The sequence below is a fragment of the Aquabacterium humicola genome (assembly GCF_030167915.1).
Lineage (GTDB): Bacteria > Pseudomonadota > Gammaproteobacteria > Burkholderiales > Burkholderiaceae_C > Pseudaquabacterium > Pseudaquabacterium humicola.
The window spans coordinates 68,778-77,950 of record NZ_JARGNB010000013.1; the positions used below are offsets into that span (position 1 = coordinate 68,778).

Here is a 9,173-nt window from a genome sequence, read left to right on the forward strand (position 1 = left end):
GATGAGCTCGGCCGCTTCAGACGGGTCGCCGTTCTGAATCCGTTCAGAAGCGCGGCAGGTTCAACAGCACGAGATCGCCTGCTCCCACCTCGACCAGATGCAGTCGACCGCCCTCGCCTCGTTCCACATGAATCACTCCGCCGAACGACCTCCGCCCATCGGTTGTCAACGTCCAGAACGCTACCGTCTCCCCTGCATCGATCGCCGCCGCAAGCTGCTCGACCGTTGCTTTCCTGAAAGGGCCGGCAGGGCTTGTTGCCGCGGTCACCTCCCCCCACAAGACAGCCGCGATCTGCCCGTCCGGGCCGAGACGAACGTGCGTGATGCCGCGCGCTGGCAACGGGCCTCCCGCGGTCGACGGTGCAGCCACACCGAGCACATCGAGCCGCTCCTTGGGATCGACAACCAGCTCGGCGAACTTCCGCCCCCATGCAGCGATCGGCGGTTCGATCCAGAGATCGGAATCGGTCATCGCGGCCTCGATGCGCACAAGTCCTCCCAGAGGTCAAACCCCTGCTGAAGGGTGAGCCACGCCGCAGCCGTTGATCCGGTGTCCGCTCCGAGCCAACGCTCGAGCTTGTCGGCAAGTTCGGGCGTGATGCGCGAGCGGCCCGACGACAACTCGCCCAGCTGCGCCTTGCTCAGTCCCAGCGCGCGTTCGGCATCGGCCAGCGTCAGGCCCCGATGGCGCATCTCCTCGTGGAAGAGCACCTTTCCAGGATGAATGAGGTTCACGAAGAGCCCCCGGCCGAGATCGAGTCCCGGTACTCGGCCCATGCCTGGACCATGAACTGAGCGATCTCACGGCACTCGGCCTCGCTGAGGTAGGACGGCTCTACCTTCTCACCCTCGGCCGCGGCTTCGCGCGCGGTGTAAAGCGTGGCGTCATACCCGTACGTGATGCGATCAAGACTGCGCTCGCGCCGCGCCAGATCGCTCAGCTCCAGCCCGATCACCGGACTGCCGATGTCGAGCTTCTTGCCGGTGGACAGCACAAGTTCTCGCCCGTCGAACCTCAGGCCACGCATACGAAGCTCCCCCTGATGCGCTGATCCGAGGAATTCTCCCCGGTAGGACTAGTGTGGCATCGGCCGCCCGCTTTGCGTGGTAGCGATAGATCGGGTCTTTCCTTGATGACTCGGATGGATGCATGACGCAATAGGTCAAGACTTTGCCGGACGGTGAACAAAAGCTTCCGGCGCTTACCCGGAGGCTCGCATGTACGCACTGCTGCACCGCTTGTCCAAGAGCCAGCTTCCCGTGCAGGTCGGGCCTACCGACGCCGACGATGCTCGGGCGCTCGCAGCGTACGGCTGGATCCAGGCGGTCTATCCTCGCGGCGAATCCATGCAGATCGTTGCCGTCACGATCGCCGGAATGCAGGCTTTGGACTTCCTGACGGTCGCGTATGAAGATGGCCTGGTCGACTTCTGGGGCGGCCTCGCCACATCAGTGTTGGCCGAAGATCCTCAACCATCCGCAGAACCTCGACGAAGCTCGGCGTCAGGCTTTCTTCTGCCATAGGTCGCGGCGTACGAAGTGGACGTCAGGCTTCATTGGCCGATCGGGAAACTTCGAAATCCTGCAGCGACTTGCCGGCAAGCAAAGCCTCACGCAGCCAGCGCGGGCGAGTCCCCCTGCCGCTCCAGGCGTTCCCGTTTCCGTCGCTGTACTTCGCGACGCCGACAGCTGACTTCGCTTTCCCACGGCGCCCCCTTGCGGCGCCTCGTGTCGCAACAGTAAAGCCGAGATCGGGCGCGGTGATTCCGTAGACCGCGATGGCGTGCTTGATCCGATCGATAACGCCGGCCTTCTCCGACTCGCGCAGTGCGCTTGCGCGCCTTTGAAGTTCCTCGATCTGCTGCTGGACCACCGGCAGCGTTTGGTGCTTTGGCATATGACGGTACTCGCGTGTTTGTGATTTGGCTTCGCATCCGAGGGCGTTCAGTGCCCCCTTCGTTCCGGCGGAACACGACGATCGTATGCTCGCTGCATGACGAGCCAGGCCTCCGCCGTCAGCCCGGTCTCTGAGCCCAGCCACCTCTCAAGCTTCTGGGCAATTTCCGGGGTGATGCGGACGCGGCCGGCGAAGAATTCGGCCAGTTCCTAGTGCCCCAAGCCCAACGCACGCTGCGCATCTTCGACAGTGAGCCCCCTGTTCGGAAGCTCCTCCTCGAAGAGCAGCTTTCCCGGAGCGATCAATGAACGCATGAGACGGTCCTCTTTACAAGAGGCCGACGGTATTGCGAATGAATCGCTCGTCAGGAGAGGGATTGACCTCATGGCCGCAACGCCTTCTTGCTTCCGGTCGCTCAGGCGCCCCTTCGGATGGGCCTACGCCTGAGGTGGACGCCACGCCGGCGGCGGCGGCGGCGACGGCGACGGCCACCGGTCTCGTCGATCGAAGACCAGCGCCGGGTAGGTTTGGCCGTCGCGCCGGCCGTTGTAACGACCGAGCGCATACGTCAAGTTCCCCCGCTCTCGCTCCAGGTAGTGCCGCAGGATGGAGCAGCCGAAGCGCATATTGGTCTGGACATGGAAGAGCTTCGACGCGTCGGCAGCTCCGAGCAACTGTGCCCAGAACGGCATGATCTGCATGTAGCCCCTCGCACCCACGGGACTGATGGCGTACCGCCGGAACGCGCTCTCGACGTGGATCAGCCCCAGCACGAGGCCCGTCTCTAGTCCGGCCCGTCGACTCTCATACCACACAGTATCGACAAACTCCCCACGGGCCTCGTCTTCCGGAAGGTAGGAGCGCAGTCGCTCGCTGCTCCTGGCATGCCAGGCGTCGTAGGCCAATCGCTCGGCAGGGTCCTCGAAGCTCGGCTTCGGTGGCGCTTCACGTTCGAGTTCGGCGCTGAGCGAGGAGCGCACTGCATCCACCAAGTCCTCCTCGAGTACCAACCTCGATGAGGCCAGGACGACGGGCGGGTGCAGCGCGGCGATTGCGAAGACGGCCCGGCGCCTGGAGATATTGACGTCTGAGGTCCGATCGGCGTGCGCCATCGCGTCAGAACATCGTGAACGCCAAGGCCATGCAAATCAGCGTGATCGCTCCAGCGAGGTTGCTGCCGCACAACGGAAAGATGGCCCCGAGGTCGTCCTGCTCCGGCCAGGAACTGTTCCCTTCGCGCTCAGCCTTTCCCGCATGGCCCGGCTCGGTGGTCATGATCACGGCTCGCATGCGCCGGTCATTGAACGATGTCCAGCGCCACCGTCGGCGCTGCGAACTCACGTCCCACCAGCGCGCGGGCGAACAGGTAGTTGCAGCGCGCCCGGTCGCTGAGCTGGTTCAGATCCACCGCCCCTTGCGCATTGCAGGGGAAGGAGAACCCGCGACCGGCGACGAAGAGAGATTCGAACCGAAGCTCGTAGCCGTTGTTCGCATTGACTTGGAGCGCACCCATCGCAACCTCCTGCAGCCACCGAGCGGGCCCTGCACAGCGAAGGGTTTGCTCGTCGTAGGAAGTATGGTCAACGGGTGTATCAGCCGAGTTTCGCAGCGGGGCGGGTTTGGCTTCGTTTGTAGATCGCTTCCGCCATGAGCAGACGAAGCCGAAACCCGCCGGCCCGCGGCCTGCACCCCGTCATTCAGGAGGCAGTTGCAGAAGAGCCCGAGCGCGCAGCCGTTCGGAGGCATCGAAGTGCAGTTCGATGTGTCTCGCAATGGCGGCCCCCCGGGCAACGTCGGCCAGTTCCGGAGAGCGTCGCAAAACCTCGACGACGGCCCGGACTTGCTCAAGGCGCCTGTCCCAGTCGGCCTGCTGGCGATCAACCTCGCGCAGTCTTTCAGCGACCTCCACCCCGAGCGTCGCAACCCTTTGCTGGTGCACGAGCTGCAGGTCATCGGTCGACGCGGGACGGCGAGCAGCTGCGGGTAACAAGGGAAGGCTCGCCGGCTCTTGCAGCAAGCCGCTCGAGGCGCGGGCGACCTGCTCCCGAAGCGCTCGCTCCTCATCACCGAAGAATGCTTCGGCCCACTCGGGCCCGAGCAGCTCTCGACGAACACGCGACCGCTCCTCCAATGCAGGCATCACGGTCGCCATGTCGTCAAGCTGCACGGCGCTTCGGAAGCGATAAGCCTGTAGCTTCACGTATCGCTCCCACAGATCGAGCAGCTGCTGCACCGCGGTGGCCGGAAGCTCTGCTTCTGCTTGCCGCCGGATCAGCGCCGTGATCTCGGGCAACGACAATTCGCCAACGGTGCTCAGCAAGTGGTCGAAGCGTCGACGAACCGAAGCGGAGACTTTCAGCGCGCCGGACGCGGTGGCCAGCAACTCGCCATCGGGTTCGGCTCCGCGGAGGGAGCCTGCTGCATAGGGATTGGCAGCGGGCGAGAATCCGGAGATGGCGAGGGTGCCGCTCGATGGGCGGCCATCGACAGCGGCGAGTTCTGATGCCCTCGATGCTCGCGCAGCGGGAATCGCGACGGCGGTCGAGGCCTCTGAGGTCGTTTGTGAGGCGAAGAAGCTCGCACCCCCCACCACGGACACGACCGCCGTCGTCGCGACAATCGCGACGGCCCTGCGGGGCATCACAAGCCGGCGTTCTTCAGGCGGTTGGCCTGGGCTCGGTAGACGACGAGCGGGTCAGGGGTGAACCACCCCCGCAGACCAAACGCATGGTTGATCTGGTCGGCGTGGTTCCAGGGGTAGTCGTCACGCAGCACCGTGCCCCAATGCGACGAGCAGCGCTCAACAAGGCCGTCGTTCGCCGCACCCTTGAAGCTCAGCGATGTCAAGCCCAACAGGGTGTCGCTCGGGTCCAGCGCGTTCGTGAGGACCGAGGCTCCGCCGATCGAGTAGTAGCGCACGCCGTTCACCGTTGCAGCCCCCTGACCGCAGCTGGCCGAAGGTTTGCCCGCCGGGAACCGGGTGTTGAAGTCTGCCATGCCGCTCGTTGTCAGCGAGCGCATCGCGCTGATCGAGCTCTGCGGCAACGCGGGCGAGCCGGACAGCCGGCTGATCAGCGAGGCGAAGGCGTCGAACACCGCTCCGGCCCTGGAGCTCGTTCCCGTGGTTTCGAGGGCCTTGCTCAGGTCATCGGCGACCTTGCTTCCGGCGTGCGGAGCGCCAACCGTCGTGACGGAGGCAACCAGCCCAGGCGCCACGGAGGCCACGTATCGCGCGGTGGGTCCCCCGTGGCTGTGGCCGACCAGGTTGAAACGCGTGTGGCCGTAGGTGGCCTGCAGCCGCTTGAGTTCGGCGAGCAGCTGTTCCCCTCGCACCTCGGTCGCGTTCGCCGCCGACACCTGCGAGGTGTAGACAGTCGCGCCGCCCGAGGAAAGCGCCGGCGCGACGCCGTACCAGTACTCGAAGGGCCCGACGGCGTCGAAGCCGAACAGGCCATGCACGAGGACGATGGGGTAGCGCGTCTTCGTGTAGTCGTCGGCGGCGAGCACCGGTCCCGCAGCGAAGACTCCGCAGCTAACCGCCAAGCCAACCAGTGCAAGTTGCGCATACCGAACCATGAGAGTCATCCCAGAGTCGCAGGGCCCGCGACTGTGCGCGAAAGAGCCGCTGCCGTCTTGCCTTCACGCGTCAGAGGCTCCGCCTCGCCGGCTCACGCCCGTACTGTGATGGAACGCGACTCCGCGCGCCCCAGCCTCGGCGACTTCAACGCGAGCGCCTGGCGTCGAACGCGGTGGCGCTCAGCGGGAGAATTCGCGCTGCGCCCCGAACTCCGAATAGCGCACGCCAGGCCACCGATGGTGCTCGTAGTGGCGCCAGGTGAGACAGGGCAGGAAGGTTGCCCTGGCGAGCAGGCCGGGCCGGTGGGTGACCTTGGTGCCTGGTTGGCCGATGTCGTGTTCGGTCTTGGCGCGCAAACGAAAGACGACAACCTGGGAGGTGAGGAGCGCAATGATCCACATCGCGACGACGCGCCAGCCGCCGGCCAGGACGATCAGGCCGAAAACTGTTCCCTGGATGGCCCCAGCACGCCCGGCGATCCCACGGTTGACTGCCAGCCAGAGCTCGGCCATCTCCATGAAGGAAAGGCCGAGCGCATCGCGAAGAGCCTGCGTCGCAGGACGGCGACACCAGTTCGCCGGATGCGCGAGCTTCAAGGGCTGCTCCGGATCGCGCGCGGTACCGACGTGGGCGTGGTGTTCGAAGTGCCACCGGCGCCAGCGGCTGGCGCTCAGGCCGAGGAGCCAGGCGCAGCAGCAGGTGAGCGCCTCGTTGATTCGACGGTTGGTGTGGATGTGCCGATGCAGACCTTCGTGCGCGAGGGTACCGATCGCGTGTTGCGCGATTCCAAGAGCACACCACGCCAGGGGCAGCAACCAAAGTGGCGCCAGCTGGGCAGCAGCCAGGCACGCGCCGGTTACCGACCACCAAAGGCAGGCGTCCAGCATCCACCGACGATTGCTCGCCGCTGCGGCACCGCGGGTTCGAGCGGGGTAAAGGGAAGCTTCAGGCATCCGTGCAGTCCGTTGTTCGACTGCACGGATGTCCGGCTGCATGGCCGCTCGTTAACGCGCGAGCGTGAACAGCACGCTGAGATTGCCACGTCGTCCTTCGCCGCACGAAAGTTGGTGCGCGGGACGGGGATCGAACCCGTACGCCTTGCGGCTGCGGGTTTTAAGCCCGCTACGTCTGCCTATTCCGTCACCCGCGCCGTGGACGCACCAACAGTCATCATCGTTCTGTCCAACTATTTCCGGACAAATCGGGGTCAGTTAAGGCTCGCTTTCCCCGGTCAGGGGCGCCCCTGCGGCCCCTACAGTTCTGCCCGCTGGTCGGCGGGTGTTGGTGACCCACGCCCTCCTCATACGTTTCAGCCGATCAGCCTTTGCGCTGCACCGAGTGACCCGGTGCAGCGCGTCCTTTTGATCACCCTCCAACAACTGGAACACACGCTGTGGCCAAACCGCAGCGAAGGCGAAACGCGGGCTCGACACACTGGACGTGCGTCCTCGTTGTCGCACGCTGGATCGTGCAGGAGATCGAGTCATGGATGTCGCCGTCGCCACGCCGTTGACCGCTGGGATCGCGGTGTTATTGGTCGTCTTGGTCGTCAGTGTGGTGCTGTCGCTTCGCAGCAAGCCGGATCCCGACTTCATCGAGTCGGACCTCGAGGAGTCCGACCCTGCCTCGGTGGTGCTGAGCTTCAGCTGCCACAGCTGCGGCAACCTGCTGCCGGAGGTTTTCGGAAGCATGAGAAAGCGACCTGCCCCGTTCTGCGATGACTGCGTCACCCCGTCGGGCGATCTGAAGCCCTACGATGTCGTGCTCACCGCGACGACCGACTTGCTCAAGAGCAAGGGCCGCAGCGCCCGGCAAGCGGAAGAAGCGGCCCGGCACTACTTGCGCCGCATGCCTGTCTGGTCGAAGCAGCGCTGAGCATTCCTCCGCCCGTAGCTCAACTGGATAGAGCAGCTGCCTTCTAAGCAGCAGGCCGGGGGTTCGAGTCCCTCCGGGCGGACCACGGAAGCTGTGTCCAGCCCGCTGGCGTTCGGGCTGCTTGGCGTAGGGGCGCGAACGACCGAGCTTCGAGGATCAACAAGACCTCGCCGACAAGCGCCTCAACGTCCAGCGGCTGCGGCACGGTGTTCGCGCGCAGCGCGTTGGCTTCGCCATCGTCAACCTCGACCCGGCAAGCAGCACGGCGAGGCGATGGTCGATCCGCCGGAACCTCGATCGCCTCTCTGGCAGTGTCGACGACGCAGCCCATGGAGCTCCCATCGACCTTGGCGACCACGATGGCAGTCACGAGCCCGATGGTCGGGTTGCTCACCCCCACGCGCACTCGAAGATCGACGATGGGGATGATCGACTGGCCGCGGCGAATGCGGCCGACCAGGTAGGCCGGCACGCCCGCGATGCTGCAAGGCCGTTCGTAGCCCAACACCTCCTGCACGCATCGCATGTCGATGCCGTAGGAGCGATCGCTGACGCTGCAGACCAACCAAATGGCGCACCTGCTCGGTGTGGCATCTCGCGGTTCATCGCGAGGGCGTGCTCGGGCCGGTTCACGTATAGCCCAACGACGTCGATCAGCTTGTCCTCAAAGCGAGGATCTCGCGAGACCTTGAAGGTCCGGCTGAGGTGCGGCTTCAGGCCGTTGCTTTGCCAAACGCGGCGCACGGTCGTAGCACCCGTGTCCAGGTGCTCGGCCAACGTGCGCGTGCTCCAGTGCGTGGCGTTGACGGGCTTCTCATGCGGCGTGACTTGCACGATGCGCGACTCCATCTCGGCCGTGACCGTAGCGGGGCGACCCGAGCGCGGCGCGTCCGGGCCCCGAACAACTGGCGCCTGAACCACTCCACCTGGCGCTGCAAGGTCCCGATCGTCTGCGCCTGACCCTTCAGCATCGAGGCCACCTGCTGCACGTCCAGTACAGCAAGCTCCGCGGCGGTGGGCACTCGTGGGGGCGTGATCGACATCGGCGTTCATGGTATCGGGGCGGCTGCAGCCTCTCCACGGTATTCGGCCCCATGAACCGTTTGCCGACAGCGCTTCAGTTGCCGCTTGGGCTCGATGCCCTCGAGCATGAGCTTCAGGGTCGTCCAGTCGATTTCGGTGTGCCGGACCTTGGACCAGTTGCTGATGAACACCCCTGCCTCCAATCGCTTGGCCCACAGGCACCAGCCGCTGCGATCGAAGTACAGCACCTTCATGTGCGTGGCACGAGGGTTGACGAAGGCGAACAGCTGTCCGCACGCCGCCACTTCTTCAGTTCCTGCACCGCTTGCTCCCGCATCACTTGTGGATGCGAGGCCTTGTCGATAGGGCAATGCTGATCAAGCCACCGATTTCAGTCGCCGCGGCAGATCGAGTGCGGAACTGATGATTTGTGGGCGAAGTTGGACGGCATTCGAGCTCCGCATGGGATGTTTCGACACTCGGGACATGCCGCGAGCGCCCTCCACGCCGCTCACGGACGGACTCCAGCACCCAGGGTGCCGCGTGCGAGGTAGATGTTGGCCAGGCCAAGCGCGACAAACGATCGCGTGGCGTTCTTGACCAAGCCGCGGTAGCGCACCTTGTCCAAGCCCCACAGGCGCTTGACGACAGCGAAGACGTGTTCAACCCGCGCCCGCACCCTGGACTTCGCGCGGTTGACCAGACGTTCGAGTTCCTCCGTCGGACTGCCAAGTCGAACTCTTCAATTGGTGCGGTCGGCCGCGGCTGGCGCCTTCGAGCGAATCAGATCCCGCTGCGGGG

Annotated in this window: 14 protein-coding genes, 2 tRNA genes and 1 pseudogene; 3 read left to right on the forward strand and 14 right to left on the reverse strand. The window is 65.1% G+C overall.

The genetic code is table 11. From position 1 onward, the window contains the following. Window positions 1-43 precede the first annotated feature (43 nt). From P1K89_RS31755 to P1K89_RS31765, 3 genes are read right to left on the reverse strand one after another with little or no spacing between them, the layout of a single operon-like run. Entirely contained in the window at window positions 44-472 is a 429-nt protein-coding gene (locus tag P1K89_RS31755; protein WP_284620564.1) for a hypothetical protein, read from the reverse strand. Then, a complete protein-coding gene (locus tag P1K89_RS31760) occupies window positions 469-735 on the reverse strand; it encodes a HigA family addiction module antitoxin (protein ID WP_284620565.1) in 267 nt (88 codons plus the stop codon). The genes P1K89_RS31755 and P1K89_RS31760 overlap by 4 nt, the downstream gene beginning before the upstream one ends. After that, complete coding sequence (locus tag P1K89_RS31765) at window positions 732-1,028, reverse strand: hypothetical protein (RefSeq protein ID WP_284620566.1); 297 nt, start codon at window positions 1,026-1,028, stop codon at window positions 732-734. The genes P1K89_RS31760 and P1K89_RS31765 overlap by 4 nt, the downstream gene beginning before the upstream one ends. Before the next feature lie 190 nt (window positions 1,029-1,218). Between P1K89_RS31765 and P1K89_RS31770 the strand changes: the two genes are divergently transcribed. Next, on the forward strand, window positions 1,219-1,524 hold the full coding sequence (locus tag P1K89_RS31770) for a hypothetical protein (RefSeq protein WP_284620567.1): 306 nt from the start codon (window positions 1,219-1,221) through the stop codon (window positions 1,522-1,524). Window positions 1,525-1,546: 22 nt separating this feature from the next. Here P1K89_RS31770 and P1K89_RS31775 read toward each other — a convergent pair whose 3' ends face one another. The 8 genes from P1K89_RS31775 to P1K89_RS31810 all read right to left on the reverse strand — a co-directional run bounded on the left by P1K89_RS31775 (window position 1,547) and on the right by P1K89_RS31810 (window position 6,624). Then, a complete protein-coding gene (locus P1K89_RS31775; RefSeq protein WP_284620568.1) occupies window positions 1,547-1,897 on the reverse strand; it encodes an H-NS histone family protein in 351 nt (116 codons plus the stop codon). Between the two features lie 437 nt (window positions 1,898-2,334). Beyond that, a complete protein-coding gene (locus tag P1K89_RS31780) occupies window positions 2,335-3,009 on the reverse strand; it encodes a lytic transglycosylase domain-containing protein (protein ID WP_284620569.1) in 675 nt (224 codons plus the stop codon). Window positions 3,010-3,013: 4 nt separating this feature from the next. Then, window positions 3,014-3,187, reverse strand: a complete 174-nt coding sequence (locus P1K89_RS31785; protein ID WP_284620570.1) for a hypothetical protein — start codon at window positions 3,185-3,187, stop codon at window positions 3,014-3,016. 7 nt (window positions 3,188-3,194) lie between these two features. Next, complete coding sequence (locus P1K89_RS31790; protein WP_284620571.1) at window positions 3,195-3,410, reverse strand: hypothetical protein; 216 nt, start codon at window positions 3,408-3,410, stop codon at window positions 3,195-3,197. Between the two features lie 180 nt (window positions 3,411-3,590). After that, window positions 3,591-4,538: a lipase secretion chaperone gene (locus P1K89_RS31795; RefSeq protein ID WP_284620572.1), complete on the reverse strand. Its 948-nt coding sequence runs from the start codon at window positions 4,536-4,538 to the stop codon at window positions 3,591-3,593. Further along, window positions 4,538-5,404 (reverse strand): lipase family alpha/beta hydrolase, encoded by an 867-nt coding sequence (locus tag P1K89_RS31800; protein WP_284620573.1) that lies wholly within the window; start codon window positions 5,402-5,404, stop codon window positions 4,538-4,540. Before P1K89_RS31800 ends, P1K89_RS31795 begins: the two co-directional genes overlap by 1 nt. Window positions 5,405-5,653: 249 nt before the next feature. Continuing rightward, window positions 5,654-6,469 carry a fatty acid desaturase family protein gene (locus P1K89_RS31805; RefSeq protein WP_284620574.1) on the reverse strand — a complete coding sequence of 272 codons (816 nt, stop codon included), beginning with the start codon at window positions 6,467-6,469 and terminating at the stop codon, window positions 5,654-5,656. A 70-nt stretch (window positions 6,470-6,539) separates the two neighbouring features. Continuing rightward, window positions 6,540-6,624 (reverse strand) — tRNA-Leu (locus P1K89_RS31810). A 335-nt stretch (window positions 6,625-6,959) separates the two neighbouring features. Between P1K89_RS31810 and P1K89_RS31815 the strand changes: the two genes are divergently transcribed. Together P1K89_RS31815 and P1K89_RS31820 are read left to right on the forward strand one after the other, a co-directional pair. Beyond that, the gene (locus P1K89_RS31815) at window positions 6,960-7,349 is read left to right on the forward strand and encodes a hypothetical protein (protein WP_284620575.1); all 390 of its coding nucleotides are present in this window, start codon (window positions 6,960-6,962) and stop codon (window positions 7,347-7,349) included. 8 nt (window positions 7,350-7,357) lie between these two features. Continuing rightward, window positions 7,358-7,434 (forward strand) — tRNA-Arg (locus tag P1K89_RS31820). Here the strand turns inward: P1K89_RS31820 and P1K89_RS33325 are convergent. The 3 genes and pseudogenes from P1K89_RS33325 to P1K89_RS31830 form a co-directional block, all read right to left on the reverse strand. Next, window positions 7,393-7,914, reverse strand: coding sequence for a chemotaxis protein CheW (locus P1K89_RS33325; protein WP_350082545.1), 522 nt, complete (start codon window positions 7,912-7,914; stop codon window positions 7,393-7,395). The genes P1K89_RS31820 and P1K89_RS33325 overlap by 42 nt on opposite strands. A 484-nt stretch (window positions 7,915-8,398) precedes the next feature. Beyond that, a complete protein-coding gene (gene tnpB / locus P1K89_RS31825) occupies window positions 8,399-8,677 on the reverse strand; it encodes an IS66 family insertion sequence element accessory protein TnpB (protein ID WP_284620576.1) in 279 nt (92 codons plus the stop codon). 206 nt (window positions 8,678-8,883) lie between these two features. Then, window positions 8,884-9,173: pseudogene (locus P1K89_RS31830) on the reverse strand (transposase); the annotation flags it as partial.